This window comes from Paracoccus sp. SM22M-07, from assembly GCF_001887735.1.
Classification (GTDB): domain Bacteria; phylum Pseudomonadota; class Alphaproteobacteria; order Rhodobacterales; family Rhodobacteraceae; genus Paracoccus.
The window spans coordinates 138,426-154,893 of the sequence record NZ_JPKW01000002.1; the positions used below are offsets into that span (position 1 = coordinate 138,426).

16 protein-coding genes are annotated in these 16,468 nt (G+C 68.3%); 8 read left to right on the forward strand and 8 right to left on the reverse strand.

The window, feature by feature from the left end; genetic code table 11:
• Nucleotides 1–1,659, reverse strand: a complete 1,659-nt coding sequence (locus IE00_RS03965) for an NAD+ synthase (RefSeq protein ID WP_072295783.1) — start codon at nucleotides 1,657–1,659, stop codon at nucleotides 1–3.
• A 135-nt stretch (nucleotides 1,660–1,794) separates the two neighbouring features.
• On the opposite strand from IE00_RS03965, the gene IE00_RS03970 reads away from it, so the two are divergent.
• Complete coding sequence (locus IE00_RS03970) at nucleotides 1,795–3,273, forward strand: 2-isopropylmalate synthase (protein ID WP_139291312.1); 1,479 nt, start codon at nucleotides 1,795–1,797, stop codon at nucleotides 3,271–3,273.
• Nucleotides 3,270–3,716, forward strand: coding sequence for a GNAT family N-acetyltransferase (locus IE00_RS03975; RefSeq protein ID WP_072295785.1), 447 nt, complete (start codon nucleotides 3,270–3,272; stop codon nucleotides 3,714–3,716). Before IE00_RS03970 ends, IE00_RS03975 begins: the two co-directional genes overlap by 4 nt.
• Nucleotides 3,717–3,720: 4 nt before the next feature.
• Here the strand turns inward: IE00_RS03975 and IE00_RS03980 are convergent, their stop codons facing one another.
• Both IE00_RS03980 and IE00_RS03985 read right to left on the reverse strand, forming a co-directional pair.
• Nucleotides 3,721–4,785, reverse strand: a complete 1,065-nt coding sequence (locus IE00_RS03980) for a YcjF family protein (protein WP_072295786.1) — start codon at nucleotides 4,783–4,785, stop codon at nucleotides 3,721–3,723.
• A complete protein-coding gene (locus IE00_RS03985) occupies nucleotides 4,782–6,152 on the reverse strand; it encodes a YcjX family protein (protein ID WP_072295787.1) in 1,371 nt (456 codons plus the stop codon). Before IE00_RS03985 ends, IE00_RS03980 begins: the two co-directional genes overlap by 4 nt.
• A 126-nt stretch (nucleotides 6,153–6,278) precedes the next feature.
• Between IE00_RS03985 and hrpB the strand changes: the two genes are divergently transcribed.
• On the forward strand, nucleotides 6,279–8,684 hold the full coding sequence (gene hrpB / locus IE00_RS03990; protein WP_072295788.1) for an ATP-dependent helicase HrpB: 2,406 nt from the start codon (nucleotides 6,279–6,281) through the stop codon (nucleotides 8,682–8,684).
• A gap of 8 nt (nucleotides 8,685–8,692) precedes the next feature.
• Here the strand turns inward: hrpB and IE00_RS03995 are convergent, their stop codons facing one another.
• From IE00_RS03995 to IE00_RS04005, 3 genes are read right to left on the reverse strand one after another with little or no spacing between them, the layout of a single operon-like run.
• Nucleotides 8,693–9,025, reverse strand: a complete 333-nt coding sequence (locus IE00_RS03995) for a DUF2794 domain-containing protein (RefSeq protein WP_072295975.1) — start codon at nucleotides 9,023–9,025, stop codon at nucleotides 8,693–8,695.
• Nucleotides 9,026–9,064: 39 nt separating this feature from the next.
• Entirely contained in the window at nucleotides 9,065–9,349 is a 285-nt protein-coding gene (locus tag IE00_RS04000) for an I78 family peptidase inhibitor (protein ID WP_072295976.1), read from the reverse strand.
• A 5-nt stretch (nucleotides 9,350–9,354) separates the two neighbouring features.
• A complete protein-coding gene (locus IE00_RS04005; protein ID WP_072295789.1) occupies nucleotides 9,355–9,831 on the reverse strand; it encodes a hypothetical protein in 477 nt (158 codons plus the stop codon).
• 219 nt (nucleotides 9,832–10,050) lie between these two features.
• Between IE00_RS04005 and IE00_RS04010 the strand changes: the two genes are divergently transcribed.
• Complete coding sequence (locus IE00_RS04010) at nucleotides 10,051–11,475, forward strand: Glu/Leu/Phe/Val dehydrogenase (protein WP_072295790.1); 1,425 nt, start codon at nucleotides 10,051–10,053, stop codon at nucleotides 11,473–11,475.
• Between the two features lie 66 nt (nucleotides 11,476–11,541).
• Here the strand turns inward: IE00_RS04010 and IE00_RS04015 are convergent, their stop codons facing one another.
• Nucleotides 11,542–12,489 carry an L-threonylcarbamoyladenylate synthase gene (locus IE00_RS04015; protein ID WP_072295791.1) on the reverse strand — a complete coding sequence of 316 codons (948 nt, stop codon included), beginning with the start codon at nucleotides 12,487–12,489 and terminating at the stop codon, nucleotides 11,542–11,544.
• A 111-nt stretch (nucleotides 12,490–12,600) separates the two neighbouring features.
• Here IE00_RS04015 and IE00_RS04020 point away from each other — a divergent pair, with 111 nt between their 5' ends.
• From IE00_RS04020 to IE00_RS04035, 4 genes are read left to right on the forward strand one after another with little or no spacing between them, the layout of a single operon-like run.
• Complete coding sequence (locus tag IE00_RS04020; RefSeq protein ID WP_072295792.1) at nucleotides 12,601–14,298, forward strand: acyl-CoA dehydrogenase; 1,698 nt, start codon at nucleotides 12,601–12,603, stop codon at nucleotides 14,296–14,298.
• Nucleotides 14,295–15,359, forward strand: coding sequence for an MBL fold metallo-hydrolase (locus tag IE00_RS04025; protein ID WP_072295793.1), 1,065 nt, complete (start codon nucleotides 14,295–14,297; stop codon nucleotides 15,357–15,359). Before IE00_RS04020 ends, IE00_RS04025 begins: the two co-directional genes overlap by 4 nt.
• Before the next feature lie 9 nt (nucleotides 15,360–15,368).
• Nucleotides 15,369–15,521, forward strand: a complete 153-nt coding sequence (locus IE00_RS04030) for an aa3-type cytochrome c oxidase subunit IV (RefSeq protein WP_072295794.1) — start codon at nucleotides 15,369–15,371, stop codon at nucleotides 15,519–15,521.
• Between the two features lie 5 nt (nucleotides 15,522–15,526).
• Nucleotides 15,527–16,153 carry a hypothetical protein gene (locus IE00_RS04035; protein ID WP_072295795.1) on the forward strand — a complete coding sequence of 209 codons (627 nt, stop codon included), beginning with the start codon at nucleotides 15,527–15,529 and terminating at the stop codon, nucleotides 16,151–16,153.
• On the opposite strand, the gene IE00_RS04040 is transcribed toward IE00_RS04035, so the two are convergent.
• Nucleotides 16,138–16,467, reverse strand: coding sequence for an AzlD domain-containing protein (locus IE00_RS04040; RefSeq protein WP_072295796.1), 330 nt, complete (start codon nucleotides 16,465–16,467; stop codon nucleotides 16,138–16,140). The two genes, IE00_RS04035 and IE00_RS04040, sit on opposite strands and share 16 nt — an antisense overlap.
• Nucleotide 16,468 lies beyond the last annotated feature (1 nt).

The window sequence follows — 16,468 nt, forward strand, 5'->3', positions numbered from 1 at the left end:
CTACAGCATGTCGCGCCAGCGATTGACCAGCGGATAACGGCGGTCCAGCCAGAAGGCGCGGGGCGAGATGCGCGGCCCCGGCGCCGCCTGATAGCGTTTCCATTCGCTGACATAGAGCAGCTTTTCCACCTGCCGCACGGTCTCGGCGTCAAAGCCCTGTTCGACAAGATCGGCCAGCGCCAGGTCCTTTTCGACCAGCCCCTCAAGGATGGCATCCAGCACCTCGTAGGGGGGCAGCGAATCCTCGTCCTTCTGGTCGGGGCGCAGTTCGGCCGAGGGCGGTTTTGATATGATGCGCGGCGGGATCACCTCGCCGGGGTTGCCCAGCATCCAGTCGCGATGGTTGGCATTGCGCCAGCGGCAGGTTTCGAAGACGCGCGTCTTGTAGAGATCCTTGATCGGGTTATAGCCGCCCGCCATGTCGCCATAGATGGTGGCATAGCCCACAGCGACCTCGGACTTGTTGCCGGTGGTCAGCAGCATTTCCCCGAACTTGTTGGAGATTGCCATCAGCATGACGCCGCGCAGGCGGGACTGGATGTTTTCCTCGGTGATGTCGGGTTCGGTCCCCTCCATCAGATGCGCCAGCGCGCCGCCCACCGCGTCGCGGGCACCGTCGATGCGCACCGTGTCCAGCCGCGCACCCAGACGGGTCGCGCAATCGGCGGCATCATCCAGACTGGTCTGCGAGGTATATTCCGACGGAAGCATCACGCAGCGGACATTGTCGGGCCCGATGGCGTCGGCGGCGATGGTGGCGACCAGCGCGGAATCGATGCCGCCCGACATGCCCAGCAGCACTTTGCGAAAGCCCGACTTGCGCAGATAGTCGCGCAGGCCCAGCATCATGGCAAAGTAATCCTGTTCCCAGGCATCGGGCTGGACCGCCATGTCGCCCGGCTGCGCCAGCCAGCCGTCATCGCCGCGGATGAAATCGACATGGGCGATGGCTTCCTGAAACGCGGGCAGCTGCACGACCTTTTTGCCGCCGGGGTTCAGCACGAAGCTGGCCCCGTCGTAAAGCTGGTCGTCCTGGCCGCCGACCAGGTTCACATAGACCAGCGGCAGGCCGGTCTCGACCACGCGGCCGACCATGTGGCCCATGCGCAGGTCCAGTTTGTCGCGGTGATAGGGGCTGCCATTCGGGACGATCAGGATTTCGGCGCCCGTCTCCTCCAGCGTCTCGGTGACGTCGGGATACCAGCTGTCCTCGCAGATGGGGGATCCGATGCGGGCGGGGCCGACGGGATAGGGGCCGCTGATCGGTCCGCTGTCGAACAGGCGCAATTCGTCGAACAGCTGCTTGTAGGGCAGGTGGTGCTTCAGGACGCGCGCGACCAGCGCCCCGTCGCGAAAGACCCAATAGGCGTTATACAGCTTGCCGTCCTCGGCCCAGGGGCCGCCGATGCCGATGGCGGGGCCGTCCGTCAGCGATGTGCCCAGTTCCATCACGGCCTCGATCGCCTGCCGGGTGAAGGCGGGTTTCAGCACCAGGTCCTGCGTCTGGTATCCGGTGATGAACATCTCGGGCAGGGCCAGCATGTCGGCGCCGGACGCGCGGGCCTGGTCCCATGCCTCGCGCGCCTTGGCGGCATTGCCGGGCAGGTCGCCCACGGTGGCGTTCAACTGGCCGATGGTCAGGCGGAAGCGGTCGGTCATGGTCAGATCCCCGGTGGGTTGGGCGATGGCTTGGCCCTTGGGATAGAGGATCGGGACGCCAAGGAAAAGTCGGCCTTTGCGTGCGCGGCCTTGCTGGGGTAAACCTTCGGTCAAAACACGATGAGGGCAGAGGCGATGAAGGCGGCAACTCGGGCGGCGACGGCAGTGGGCGCGGTGGCGCTGGCCGTGATGGGCATGACGGCGCAGGCGGGTGCCCAGGTCATCACCAAGCAATATGACGACGGCGGTGTCTATGAAGGCACCTTCCGCAACGGGTTGCAGCATGGCCAGGGCAGCTATGTCCTGCCGAACGGCTACCGCTATGAGGGTGACTGGGTCGAAGGTCAGATCATGGGTCAGGGCCGGGCTGAATTTCCCAACGGCTCCGTCTACGAAGGTCAGTTCGCCCGCGGCAAGCCCGACGGCACCGGCAAGATCACCTATGCCGATGGCGGCACCTATGAGGGCGCCTGGGCCGCGGGCGAGATCACCGGCGCGGGCAAGGCCACCTATGCCAACGGTTCCGTCTATGAAGGTCAGTTCGAAAAGGGGCTGCATCACGGCAAGGGCGTGCTGCGCCAGTCGAACGGATACCGCTACGAGGGCGATTGGGTCGCGGGCGTCAAGGAAGGCCAGGGCAAGATCACCTATCCCGACGGCGCGACCTATGAAGGCGGGATGCTGGCGGGGCAGCGCGCGGGCAAGGGCAAGCTGACCATGGCCGACGGGCTGACCTATGACGGGGTCTGGGCCGCGGGCCAGATGTCGGGCACCGGCGTGCTGATCCAGTCCACCGGCGACAAGTACGAAGGCGCGCTGGAAGGCGGCCGCCGCCAGGGCCAGGGTGTCGCCACCTATGCCAATGGCGATGTCTATGACGGCGAATTCGCCAATGACCGCCGCGACGGGCAGGGCACCTTCACGGGCGCCGACGGCTATGTCTATGTCGGCGAATGGTCCAAGGGCCGGATGGAGGGGCGCGGCCAGATCACCTATCCCGACGGGTCGGTCTATCTGGGCCAGATGCGCGCCGACCGTCCAGACGGCACCGGCAAGATCACCTATGCCGACGGTTCCACCTATGAGGGCCAGTGGTCCGAGGGCGTGATCGAGGGCGACGGCAAGGCCAGCTATGCCAATGGCATGGTCTATGAGGGCAGCTTCCGCAATGCGCGCAATGACGGGCAGGGGCGGATGTCCTATCCCGACGGCTATGTCTATTCCGGCGCCTGGAAGGATGGCCAGCGTCACGGCGAAGGCCAGGCGACCTATCCCGACGGCACGGTCTATACCGGCAATTTCGTCAATGGCGTCCGCGAAGGTCAGGGCCGCCTGACGACGCCAGACGGCTTCATCTATGAGGGCGGCTGGAAGGCCGGAGAGATCGACGGTTCCGGCGTGGCCACCTATGCCAATGGCGACCGGTACGAAGGCAATTTCGCCGCCGGCAAGCGTCAGGGCGAAGGCGTCATGCGCTATGCCACGGGGCAGGTCGCGTCGGGCGAATGGCAGGACAACCGGCTGGTGAAGCCCGACGATGCCTCGGAAGGGCAGGTTCCGGCCGATGGCGCGGCGGCCCCGCAGCTGCCGGATGAAAGCGCGGCGCAACCGTGACGGTCCACTTCCGCCGCGCCCGTGGCGGGGACCTGCCTGCCATCGTCGCGCTGCTGACCGATGACAGGCTGGGCGCCGCGCGCGAGGCGGCGTCGGCTGCGGGTTATGCCCATGCCTTCGCCCGCATCGACGCCGATCCGAACCAGCTGCTGGTCGTGGCAGAGGATGAGGGGCAGGTCATCGGCACGCTGCAGCTGACCTTCACCCAAGGCCTGTCACGCGGCGGCGCGATACGCGGCCAGATCGAGGCCGTGCGGATCGCGGGCCATCTGCGCGGACAGGGGATCGGCCAGCGGATGATCGAATGGGCCATCGCCGCCTGCCGGTCGCATGGCTGCGCGATGGTGCAGCTGACGACCGACAAGACGCGGGTCGATGCACACCGGTTCTATGACCGGCTGGGGTTCGAGCAGTCGCATCTGGGCTACAAGTTGATCCTGTGACGGATCACGCCTGATCGTCGTTCCCGAACAGCCCGCGCAGGCCCCGCGTCACAAGGTTGCCGACCTTGGGGCGGGGCTGGGCGATGAAGGGCAGAGGGCGGCAGACCTCCATCGCGGCGATGCCGACGCGGGCGGTCAGGGCGCCGTTGACCAGACCTTCGCCGAAACGGCGCGAAAGCTTGGCAAGGATGCCGCCACCCGCCACCGTGTGGACCAGATCATCCCCCGCCGCGACCGCGCCCGTCGCGATCAGATGCGTCATCACCGTGCGGGCCAGACGCCAGCCACCCACGGCCCCGGCACGCCCGCCATAGATCTCGGCCATGCGACGGATCATCCGCAGGTTGGCCGCCAGCGCCGCGGCCACATCGGCCAGCGCCAGCGGCACCAGCGCGGTGGTGGCGGCGACGGTGCGAGCGGCGGCCTCGATCTCGCGCCGTGCTTGCTGGTCCAGGGGGGCCAACAGCTCGGCCTCGGCCAGGGTCAGCAGGGCGGTGGCGTCGAAAGTCTCGTGGCGGCGCTCGGCCAGGCGCTGGCGCTGCCATTCCATTTCGGGGCGCTTGGCATAGATCCCGACCAGCTGGTCGGTAACCAGCTTTGCCTGGTCGAAACTGTCATCGGCCAGCGCGGCGCCCGCCTGGCGCTGCAAGGCATCGATCTTGGCAAAGCGCCGCCAGGCGCGCCATTCGCGCAGCGCCATCCCCAGGCAGGCCAGCGTGAACAGGCCGAACAGCGTGATCGCGATCCAGCCCAACAGCGGATAGCTGACCATCAGCCCATTGATGAAATCCAGCGCCGCCACACCCAGCAGGAAGGTGAACAGCGCGACACCCGTATTGATGAAGAACCGCGTCATCCGTGACGGCGGGCGACCGACAAGGCGGGTTACCATCTCCATCGTGCGGGGACGGGGCAGGGGGGCGGAGGGTTCGTCGATGGGGGGCGCGTCGGCGGGGCTGGGCGCGTCGCTGTCCGATGTGTCGACATGGGGCGCGCGGGCCTGGTTGCGGACGGGTTCGTCCAGCTGGATCAGGACGGGGCCGCGGGGGCGCTTGGGCTGGTCGCTCACAGGCGGTCTCCGATCAGGAATTCGGCGGCGCGGTCCAGGCGGATATGGGGCGGTCCGTCGCCGGGGCGCGTGGTCAGGGGGGCGGGGGCAAAGTTCATGATCGCGTAATCGGCGTCCAGCCAGGCATCCGCCCCCGCCCGCGCCGGATGCAGCAGCATCGAGGGATCGGCTGGCAATTCGCCCGGATAGAACGCCGCCTGCCGCCCGTCCAGCAGGCGGCCCCGCACGACGGGCAGTTCGTCATCGCCCTGCCGGATCATGTCCTCGGTCGTGGCGCGCAGGGCGGCGATGGCCATGGCCTCGGTCCGGGCGCCCTGGAAATCGGCGCGGTCGCGGGCCTCGCGCAGCATGGAAGACAGGATGGCGGTCAGCCGGTTGTGCTGGATGTGATGCAGGTGGTCGGCCTTGGTCGCGGCGAACAGGATGCGTTCCACCCGGCGCGTCCCCAGCAGCTGCGCCAGCCAGCCCGCGCGTCCGGGGCGGAAGGCGGTCAGGATGTCGGCCATGGCGCGGCGCATGTCCTCGACCGCGCGGGGGCCTTGGTGAATGGCGCCCAGCACGTCGACCAGCACGACCTGACGGTCGATCCGGGCGAAATGGTCGCGGAAGAAGGGTTTTACCACCCGCGACTTGTAGGCGTCGAAGCGGCGGCGGAACTCGCGGCCCAGCTTGCCGCCCTGCAGTTCGGGGGGCAGGGGCGCAAAGGTCAGCGCCGGCGATCCGGCCATTTCGCCGGGGATCAGGAAGCGGCCAGGGGTGCAATCGGACCAGCCCGCATCACGCGCGGCGTTCAGATGGGCGGTATAGATGTCGGCCAGGTCCTGCGCCTGCGGTTCGGTGAAATGGTCGGCGGCCTGCACCGCCGTCAGTGCCGCGCGGAAACGGTCGGCACCGGGGCGGCCATCGATGCGGTCAAAGACCTCGGCGGACCATTGCGCGAAATCGCGATCCATCAGCCGCAGGTCCAGCAGCCATTCGCCGGGGTAGTCGACGATGTCCAGATGCATCACCCGCGCGCCGCGCAGGCTGCCGAACAGGCCCCCCGATTCCATGCGCAGCGACAGGCGCAGTTGGCTGACATGGCGGGTGCCGTCGGGCCAATGCGGTTCGGGACCGGTCAGCGCCGACAGGTGGCGTTCGAAATCAAAACGCGGGATGGTGTCGTCGGGCTGGGGTTGCAGCCAGGCCGCCTTGATGCGCCCGTCGGCGGCACCGCGCAGCGCCTGCATGCGCCCGCGTTCCAGCAGATTCGCCACAAGCGAGGTGATGAAGACCGTCTTGCCCGCGCGGGACAGTCCCGTCACGCCGATCCTGATGACCGGATCGCCAAGGCCCAGCCCCTCGATCACGTCGCTGCCGATGCCCATACTGCCCCTCTGGTGTCGTGTCTGCGGCTTAACGCCTTTGCCGCGAGGATAGGTCCGCAGGGTGGGGAAAGTCACGGCCCCACATCGCGATTGCATGCGGGTTGCGGGGGGCGGTATCACCGCCCCATGTCACAGACCCTGCCCATCGACGCGATCCTGCCCGAACTTTGCGCAACGCTGGCCCGCGCGGGCCGCGCGGTGCTGGTGGCGCCCCCCGGCGCGGGCAAGACGACGCGGGTTCCGCTGGCGCTGATGGACCAGGTGCCGGGCCGCATCCTGATGCTGGAACCGCGCCGTCTGGCCGCCCGCGCCGCCGCCGAACGCATGGCCGACACCCTGGGCGAGCCGGTGGGCGGTCGCATCGGGTACCGCATCCGCGGCGAATCGGTCGCGGGCAGCCGGATCGAGGTCGTGACCGAGGGCATCCTGACCCGCATGATCCAGTCCGACCCGTCGCTGGAGGGAATCGGCTGCGTGATCTTCGACGAATTCCACGAACGCAGCCTGAATGCCGATCTGGGCCTGGCCCTGGTGTGGGAGGCGCGCGGCGCCCTGCGCGAGGATCTGGCCGTGCTGGTCATGTCGGCCACGCTGGATGCGGGCCCGGTGGCAGCGCTGCTGGATGACGCGCCGGTTGTCACGTCGGACGGGCGGGCTTTTCCGGTCGAAACCCGCTGGCTGGACCGACCCTTGCCGCAGGGCATCCGCCTGGTCGACGAGGCCGCGCGCCTGATCCGGACCGCCGCCGCCGACACCGTTGATACCGGCGGCACCATCCTGGCCTTCCTGCCGGGCGAGGGAGAGATTCGCCGCGTCATGTCCCAGCTGTCGGGCATGGATCACGACATCCTGCCGCTTTACGGCGCGCTGGACGCCAAGGCGCAGCGCGCGGCGCTGTCGGAACCGGGCGCGCGGCGGCGGATCGTGCTGGCCACGGCCATCGCGGAAACCTCGCTGACGATCCCGCAGGTGCGGGTGGTCGTCGATGCGGGGCGCGCGCGCCGGGCGCGGTTCGATCCGGGCAGCGGCATGTCGCGGCTGGTCACCGAACGCGTCAGCCGGGCCGAGGCCGACCAGCGCCGGGGCCGCGCGGGCCGCGTCGCGCCGGGCATCTGTTACCGCCTGTGGGCGCGGGTCGAGGAAGGCGCGCTGCCCGCCTATGCGCCCCCCGAAATCACCGTTGCCGACCTGTCGGGGCTGGCGCTGGAGCTGGCCAGCTGGGGTGCCGAGGCATCCGACCTGGCCTTCCTGACCCCGCCCCCAGAAGGCGCGCTGGCCGAGGCGCGGTCCCTGCTGACCGCCCTTCAGGCGCTGGACCGGGACGGGCGCATCACCGATCACGGGCGGGCCTTGGCGCGGTTGCCGCTGCACCCGCGTCTGGCGCATATGCTGATCCTGGCGGGACGGGGGGCGGCCGATCTGGCGGCGCTGCTGTCGGACCGCGATCCCCTGCGCGGGGTGGGGGTGGACCTGGCGCTGCGCCTGACCGCCATCCGCGACCCCAAGCGGTTCCCCGAACAGGTCAACCGTCAGGGCGTCCAGCGCATCCGCGACGAGGCCGCCCGCCTGCGCCGCATGGTGGGGGACAAGCCCGCGCTGTCGCCGGGGGGCATGGCCTCGCTGGCCTATCCCGACCGGATCGGGCTGCGGCGCAAGGGCGATGACGCGCGCTTCGTCCTGTCGGGGGGCAAGGGAGCCGTCATCGACAATGCGGATCTGCTGGCCGGCCAGCGCCTGATCGTCGCCGTGGATCTGGACGGCGATCAGCGCGAGGCCCGCATCCGCATGGCCGCCACGTTGGACGAGGCCGAGCTGCGCGCCCTGCATGGCGACCGCATCGACCAGGTGCAGGTCTGCGAATGGTCGCGCCGCGACAACCGGGTTCTGGCCCGCGAACAGGACCGCCTTGGCGCGCTGGTGCTGTCAGACCGCATCTGGCGCGACGCCCCCGACGATGCCATTGCCCGTGCCGCGCTGGAGGGTCTGCGCCTGAACGGCCTGACATGGTCGCCCGCCGCCGCCCGATACCGCGCGCGCATCGAACTGGTCGGCGGCCTGGGCGATGTCGATGATGCCAGCCTGCTGGGGGATGGCGACTGGCTGCTGCCTTGGCTGGGGCGGGCGCGCAGCCTGTCGGACCTGCGCGGCCTGGACCTGACCGAGGCCCTGAAGGCCCGCATCGGATGGGATGGCCAGCGCCGCCTGGATCAGGCCACGCCCGCGCATTTCGTGACGCCCTTGGGCCGCAAGGTGCCCATCGATTACGACGGGGACCACCCCGAGGTGCAGCTGCGCCTGCAGGAGGTCTTTGGCGTCACCACCCATCCCGTCGTCGGCGGCCGCCCGCTGCGGATGGCGCTTTTGTCGCCGGGGGGCAAGCCGGTGCAGGTGACGATGGACCTGCCGGGGTTTTGGGCCAGTTCCTATCATGACGTGCGCAAGGACATGCGCGGCCGCTATCCCCGCCACCCCTGGCCCGAGGACCCGACTCAGGCCGACCCGACCATGCGCGCCAAGCCGCGTGGGACGTGACGTGACGGTCAGTCGATGGGGCGGATCAGCTTCTGGTCCAGCACCCGCAGCACGGTCGCCAGGTCATGCCCACGTTTCAGGATGCGCCCGTCCATCGCGATGACGGCATAGAGCCCCTGGGCATTGCGCAGCCGCGGTCGTTTCTCGATCCGATAGAGGGGGTGTTCGGCGGCGCGGCGAAAGACGCTGAAGATCGCCACGTCGCGCAGGAAGGACATGCCGTAATCGCGCCATTCACCGGCCGCCACGAAACGGCCATAGGTGGACAGGATCAGGTTCAGTTCCTTGCGGTCGAAGACGACCTGATCGGGGATCGGCTGGATCGGCGGCTGTGCGTTCATCACGCGATGGTGGCACAGCCTGCCGGTGCAGATCAACGATCAGTAGCAGCCGATCTTGTGGATGACGCCCTTGCGGTCATATTCGATGTTCAGCCGGTCGGTGCGGTAATCGGCGGTGACCATGTCGTCGGGGCCGACGACGCGGGTGCCCTGCGGCAGGGTCAGCTGGTCCAGCGCGGTGCGGTTCTGGCCCATCAGGCCCTGGAACCCCGACGCGCCGCACAGATCGGGTTGATCGGGCGTTTCGGGGGCGGGCTGGCAGGCGGCCAGCAGCGGCAGGGCCGCGATGGCCAGGACAAGACGGGTGGTCGCAAATCGGGTCATGGGGGTCATCCGCAATCGATGCTTGTGATGGTGCCGGCCTCGTCCAGGCGGAAGACGACGCGGTTGGGGACATAGACCTGCGCCTCGATCCCGCGATATTCGACGATGCGATAGTCGCGCGTCAAGCCAAGCGTCGGGATCACGCTGGAGGGCTTGCCCACCGCATCCGCGATCTTGGCCGCCCCGCAAAGGTCGGGCTTGCGTTCTGTCAAGCCGCTGATGCCCTGTGCAGGCGCGGGCGCGGGGTCCGAAACCGGGATCGGCATCGGGGCGGGCACCGGCGCGACGGGCTGCGCCATGGCGGGCTGCGGCGCACCATAGCCTGCCGCCGGGGGATAGCCGTATCCGGGCGCCTGAGCCACGCCCTGGACCGGCGCCACGCCCTGGACAGGTGCCATGGGCGGCATGCGATTGCAGCCTGCCAGTGCGGCCAGGCCAAGGGCCGCGACGGCGGCCCGCGAAATCCAAATGTGACGGATCATGTCCTGCTGTTCCCTGCCGGCCCTGTAACCGGGCCCTTGTTTTGTCCCGACACTACGCCCCAACCCCGCGCATGAGAACCCGCCGCGTGAATCACGTTTCGATCATCGCAGGAATGTCACAGCCCCGCGCGCGGGCCGTTCCGTGGTGGCGGCCAAGAACGGATTGCCTTAGCATTAGGCAGCGCAATCATGACGCTGTCATTCAGGAGGAAAGCCCCCATGGCCCACAGGACCTCGTTCCGCGAATCAGTCGAACGGATGTTCACCCACGCTGCCGGTCTGATGGACCTGTCGCCGGGGCTCGAGGAAAAGATCCGGGTCTGCAACTCGACCTACACGGTCCGCTTCGGGGTGCGGCTGCGCGGTCAGATCCATACCTTCACCGGCTATCGGTCGGTGCATTCGGAACATATGGAACCGGTCAAGGGCGGCATTCGCTATTCGCTGGACGTGAATCAGGACGAGGTCGAGGCGCTGGCAGCCCTGATGACCTACAAATGCGCGCTGGTCGAAGTGCCGTTCGGCGGGTCCAAGGGCGGCTTGTGCATCGACCCGCGCGCCTGGAACGAGGACGAGCTGGAGCGGATCACCCGCCGCTTCACCTATGAGCTGTCGCGCCGCAACCTGATCTCTCCGTCCCAAAACGTGCCCGCGCCCGACATGGGCACCGGCGAGCGTGAGATGGCGTGGATGGCCGATGCCTACAAGCGGCTGCATCCCGACGACATCAACGCCAAGGCCTGCGTCACCGGCAAGCCGCGCACGGCGGGCGGCATCGACGGTCGGGTCGAGGCGACGGGCCGGGGCGTGCAATACGCCCTGCGCGAATTCTTCCGCCATGACGACGTGATGACCAAGGCGGGTCTGACGAACGGCCTGGGTGGCAAGCGCGTCGTCGTGCAGGGCCTGGGCAATGTGGGCTATCATGCCGCCCAGTTCCTGTCGGCCGAGGATCAGTGCCTGGTCACCTGCGTCATCGAGCGCGACGGCGTCATCCGCAATCCGCAGGGCATCAACATCGACGCGCTGCGCGGCCATATCCGCGCGACCGGGGGCGTTAAGGGTTTTGCCGGCGGCGATTACAGCGATGACGGGTTGCGCGCGCTGGAAGACGAATGCGACATCCTGATCCCCGCCGCCATCGAGAGCGTCATCGACGGCGACAATGCCGAACGCATCCGCTGCAAGCTGATCATCGAGGCCGCCAACGGTCCCGTCACCGCCGATGCCGACGAGATCCTGCGCCGTCGTGGCGTGGTGATCATCCCCGACATGTATGCCAACGCGGGCGGCGTGACGGTGTCCTATTTCGAATGGGTCAAGAACCTGTCCCAGATCAGCCTGGGCCGCCTGGAACGCCGCCACGAGGAAGCCCGCGCCCGCATGCTGATCGAGGAGCTGGAGCGGATCTCGGCCGATACGGGCACGAATTTCGAATTGGCGCGCGGGTTCAAGGAATCCTTCCTGCACGGCGCGGACGAACTGGACCTGGTGCGGTCGGGCCTGGACGACACGATGCGCGAATCCTTCAAGAAGATGAAGGAGGTCTGGATGAACAACGCCAAGGTCAACGACATGCGCACGGCGGCCTATGTGGTGGCGATCCGCCGCATCTCGAACGTCTACAATTCGCTTGGATTGTAAGGGCGGCGGGGGGCTCTGCCCCCCATCGCTGCACCACGTTCCCCGGCACGTCCGGGGGCGTGACGCCTAGGCGCGCGGGGCTGCCGCGCGCTGCAGCCGGTCGTTGATGGCCGCGCCCAGACCGTGCTGCGGGATGGGCGCGACCGAGATCGGCCGCCCCAGGGCATCGGCCCGGCGCAGCAGATCGAACAGACGCGCTGCCGCCTGCGCCAGATCGCCGTCATCGGACAGGCTGAAGGGACCGGGGGTCCCGAAGGACAGATGCGTTTCACCGGGACGTGGCTCCGCGTTCAGGCGCAGGGCCGCCTTCGGGGCATAATGGCTGGTCAGCTGGCCGGGGGCGGATGGCGCGACCGGATCGCCGTCATGGCGGGCAAGGGCGGCGCCCAGAACGGCCTCGATCGCCTCGGCGGGGATGCCGCCGGGGCGCAGCAGGGTTGGGATGCCATCGGGCCAGCCGATGATGGTGGATTCGACACCCACATCGCAGGGACCCGCATCCAGCACGGCCGCGATGCGCCCGTCCAGACCGCCATCCGGGGACAGCACATGATCGGCGCTGGTCGGGCTGATGCGGCCCGATGCATTGGCCGACGGCGCGGCCAACGGGCCCCCGAAATCGCGCAGCAGCGCGCGGGCCGCCGGATGGGCCGGGACGCGCAACCCGATGGTCGCCAACCCCGCCGTCACCAGCGAGGCGATGCCCGCCTCGGGACGCAGCGGCAGCACCATGGTCAGCGCACCGGGCCAGAAGGCATGGGCCAGCGCCTGCGCCTGCGGATGCATCGTGGCGATCGCGGCCGCGGCCCCCGTGTCGGGCAGGTGGACGATCAGCGGGTTGAAGCTGGGCCGGCCCTTGGCCTGATAGATGCGGGCGACCGCTTCGCCGTTGCGGGCGTCGGCGGCCAGGCCATAGACGGTCTCGGTCGGGATGGCGACGGTCCGGCCAGCCGACAGCAGCGCGCTGGCGCGCGACAGGCCGTCTGCATCCGGGGTCAGTCGAAGGGTGTACATGCGTGACGCGGGGTTTCGGTTGAGCCTGATCGGTTCGCGGCCCAAGATGCCGCCTGACCGTTCTGATAGTCGCGCCGGCCCGGGATGCCAAGGCGCTTGGAGGAGGACCCGATGAGCTACAAGGCACCAGTCGAACAGATCGACTTCATCCTGACCCATGTCGTGCCCTTCGCGGAGCTTGCCGGAACCGACCGCTTCGCCGAGGCGACGTCCGAAACCGCCAGCGCCATCCTGTCCGAGGCCGGCAAGCTGGCCACGCATGTTCTGGCACCCCTGAACATGGTGGGCGATGCCCATCCCGCGCGGTTGGAAAACGGCGTGGTGCGGTCTTCGCCCGGCTTTGCCGAAGGGTTCCGTGCCATTGCCGAAGGGGGCTGGGTCGGCGTGTCGGCCGATCCCGAATATGGCGGGATGGGCTTGCCGCAGGCGCTGAACATGGCGGTCGCGGAAATGATGTCGGGCGCCTGCCTGGCACTGCAGCTGAACCCGCTGCTGACCCAAGGCCAGATCGAGGCGCTGGAACATCACGCCAGCGACGAATTGAAGGCCGCCTATCTGCCCAAGCTGATCAGCGGCGAATGGTCCGGCACGATGAACCTGACCGAACCGGGCGCGGGCAGCGACGTGGGCGCGCTGGTGACCAAGGCCGAACCCCAGGGTGACGGCAGCTATCTGATCACCGGGCAGAAGATCTATATCACCTGGGGCGACAGCGACGTCACCGGCAATGTCTGCCATCTGGTGCTGGCGCGCCTGCCGGGCGCGGCCAAGGGGACGCGCGGGATCAGCCTGTTCATGGTGCCAAAATTCCTGCCTGACGATCAGGGCAATCCCGGCGTCGCCAACGATCTGAAGGTGGTCAGCCTGGAAGAAAAGCTGGGCATCCACGGCAGCCCCACCTGCGTCATGAGCTTCGAGGGGGCCAAGGGTTGGCTGGTCGGCGCCGAACACAAGGGCATGGCCGCGATGTTCACCATGATGAACTGCGCCCGCCTTGGCGTCGGCATGCAGGGCATCGGCGTGGCCGAGGCCGCGCTGCAGAAGGCCGTCGCTTATGCCACCGACCGCAACCAGATGGGCCCGATCATCCAGCATCCCGACGTGCGCCGCATGCTGGCCACCGCGCGGGCCGAAATCTTTGCCGCCCGCGCCATCGGTCTGGCCTGCGCCACCGCCATCGACATGGCGCGTGCCACGGGCGACGCCGACCAGAACGCCCGCGCGGCCTTTCTGACCCCCATCGCCAAAGCCTATGGCACCGATGTCGGCATCCGCGTGTCGGACATGGGCGTGCAGGTGCATGGCGGCATGGGCTATGTCGAGGAAACGGGCGCCGCGCAGTATCTGCGCGACGTGCGCATCACGTCCATCTATGAAGGCACGAACGGCATCCAGGCGATGGATCTGGTCGGCCGCAAGCTGGCCGACGGGGGCGACGCCGCCATGCGCCTGCTGGACGAGGTGACGGACGGCGCCCGCGCGGCGCAATCGGCCCATCCGGAAATGGCCCACCAGCTGTGGCAGGCCGCCGAGACGCTGCGCGAGGCCACCCAGAACCTGCTGGAGGCCGAGATGCCGGTCCGCTTTGCCGGGGCGGCCGCCTATCTGACCGCCTTTGCGCGGGTCCTGGGCGGGCATTACCACCTGCGTGCGGCCCAGGCCGGAACCGCCGCGCATGTGGCCCTGGCGCAGGTCTTCATGGCCCGCATCCTGCCGCGCCATGCCGGCGACCTGGCCGAGGCGCTGGCTGGTCTGGACGACCTGACGGGCATCAGCGACGCCGCCTTGGCCGGCGATTTCGCCGCGTGATCCGGACCCCCTTTCCGGCGCCGCCCCCCGAGGGTGGCGCCGTCACCGTTGCCCCCGGCGTCCTGTGGCTGCGCCTGCCGCTGCCGATGGCGCTGGATCACGTCAATGTCTATGCGCTGGACGATGGCGATGGCTGGACCATCGTCGATACCGGTTTCGACACGACGCGCGCCCGCGCCATCTGGTCCGATCTGCGCGCCGGACCCCTGCAGGGGCGGCGCATCAACCGGGTGATCGGCACCCATCATCACCCCGACCACGTGGGCCTGCTGGGCTGGTTCATGGACACCGACGGGGCCGAACTGCTGATGAGCCGCACCGCCTGGCTGACCGCGCGCATGCTGACGCTGGACGAACAGGCCACCGCCAGCCCCCAGCAGGTCGATTTCTGGCGCAAGGCCGGGATGCCCGCCGAGATGCTGGACAAACGCGCGGCGGCGCGGCCCTTCAATTTCGCCGATGTCGTGCATCCGATGCCCGTCGGCTTCACCCGCCTGACCGAAGGCGACATCGTGACCTTTGGCCAGCGCCGCTGGCGCGTGGCGATGGGGCATGGCCATGCGCCCTGCCACGCCACCTTCTGGTCGCTGGATGACGATCTGGTGATCGGGGGTGATCAGCTGCTGGCGTCGATCTCTCCGAATCTGGGGGTCTATCCGACCGAACCCGCCGCCGATCCCGTGGGCGAATGGCTGGAAAGCTGCGCGCGTCTGTCCATCCTTGCGCGCGAGGATCAGCTGATCCTGCCGGGGCACAAGCTGCCCTTCACCGGATTGCCCTTCCGCCTGCGCCAGATGACCGAAAACCACCACGCCGCCCTGACCCGCCTGACCGCCGCGCTGGCCGTCGCGCCCCGCACCGCGGTCGGCTGTTTCGACCTGCTGTTCAAGCGCCGCATCGGCGACGGGGAATTCGGCCTGGCCCTGGTCGAGGCCGTCGCCCATATCAACCATCTGCGCCGCGTCGGCGTGATCCGGGCTGTCGGTGAAAGCCGGGATGCGACGCTCTGGGGCGTGACAGGCGGTCAAGTTTCCGCTATCGCAGAAAAAACGCCAAACTGAGGTGACGTCATGACGAACAAACGCGACAATTCCTATAGCACGCCCGGAACGATGGATATTACCGAACACCAGAAGACCTTTGCAGGCTTCATCCGTGCGACCATCTGGGTCGTCTGCCTGTCGCTGGCCGCGCTGATCTTCATGGCCCTGACGAACGCCTGATCGACATGAAAAGACGCGTCTTCCTGGCAGCCGCGCTGCCCACGGTGCTGGCTGCCTGCGGCGCCGACAATATCTGGGCCAGCGATGAACGGGTGCGCGCGGCGCGTTTCGTGTCCGACCAGCCGCCTTCGATCACGCTGCTGACCGTCATCGGGATTCCGCGTGGCGAGGGCGGGCATTCCGCCCTGATGATCAATGGCAGCCAGCGCGTCATCTATGACCCGGCGGGCAGCTGGCGCCATCCCGACATCCCCGAACGCCACGACGTGCTTTACGGGATCACGGACAACTTCAAGAACTTTTATATCGATTACCACGCGCGTGAGACCTATTACGTCGCCGAGGAGACCGTCTTCGTCCCGCGCGAGGTGGCCGACATCGCCATCCGCCGGGCCGAGGCCAACGGCGCCGCCAACAAAAGCTTCTGCGCCGTGGAAACCGGGACCGTCCTGTCGGGCGTGCCGGGGTTCCAGGCCGCGCCGCGGGGCTTTTCGCCGCTGAAGCTGCGCAACTGGTTCCTGACCCTGCCGAACGTGCGGTCGCGTCAAAGCATGGACGGCGATCCCGCCAACAACCATGACGTCCTGCTGCAGCAGAAGGACGGGACGATCACGGGTTATCCCAGGACGTAAAGCATCCCGAACAGCGTGATCGCTCCGGCCGCGATCGAAAGCATCACGTTCTTCGTCATGACACCCACCGCCACGGTGGCCGCCGCCGCCGCGATGCGCGACGGGTCGGTTTCGCCGTTTGTCGCCGCGGGCCAGACGACCAGCGGCGCGACCAGCGCGGGCAGGACCGAAACCGGCGTATAGCGCAGCATCCGCATCACCCATCCGGGCAGTTCGCGATTGCCCAGGGCGCCCAGGAACGACCAGCGCAGCAGGTATGTCCCGATGCCCAGCAGGATGATGATCAGCCAGATCTGAAATGCCGAAGCCTGCATG

Coding starts and splice junctions, on each gene's coding strand:
- IE00_RS03970 (WP_139291312.1), top strand. CDS start 1,795: ATGAAGGCGGCAACTCGGGCGGCGACGGCAGTGGGCGCGGTGGCGCTG.
- IE00_RS04030 (WP_072295794.1), top strand. CDS start 15,369: ATGACGAACAAACGCGACAATTCCTATAGCACGCCCGGAACGATGGAT.
- hrpB (WP_072295788.1), top strand. CDS start 6,279: ATGTCACAGACCCTGCCCATCGACGCGATCCTGCCCGAACTTTGCGCA.
- IE00_RS04015 (WP_072295791.1), bottom strand. CDS start 12,489: ATGTACACCCTTCGACTGACCCCGGATGCAGACGGCCTGTCGCGCGCC.
- IE00_RS04005 (WP_072295789.1), bottom strand. CDS start 9,831: ATGATCCGTCACATTTGGATTTCGCGGGCCGCCGTCGCGGCCCTTGGC.
- IE00_RS04035 (WP_072295795.1), top strand. CDS start 15,527: ATGAAAAGACGCGTCTTCCTGGCAGCCGCGCTGCCCACGGTGCTGGCT.
- IE00_RS04020 (WP_072295792.1), top strand. CDS start 12,601: ATGAGCTACAAGGCACCAGTCGAACAGATCGACTTCATCCTGACCCAT.
- IE00_RS03965 (WP_072295783.1), bottom strand. CDS start 1,659: ATGACCGACCGCTTCCGCCTGACCATCGGCCAGTTGAACGCCACCGTG.
- IE00_RS04010 (WP_072295790.1), top strand. CDS start 10,051: ATGGCCCACAGGACCTCGTTCCGCGAATCAGTCGAACGGATGTTCACC.
- IE00_RS03985 (WP_072295787.1), bottom strand. CDS start 6,152: ATGGGCATCGGCAGCGACGTGATCGAGGGGCTGGGCCTTGGCGATCCG.
- IE00_RS03995 (WP_072295975.1), bottom strand. CDS start 9,025: ATGAACGCACAGCCGCCGATCCAGCCGATCCCCGATCAGGTCGTCTTC.
- IE00_RS04000 (WP_072295976.1), bottom strand. CDS start 9,349: ATGACCCGATTTGCGACCACCCGTCTTGTCCTGGCCATCGCGGCCCTG.
- IE00_RS04040 (WP_072295796.1), bottom strand. CDS start 16,467: ATGCAGGCTTCGGCATTTCAGATCTGGCTGATCATCATCCTGCTGGGC.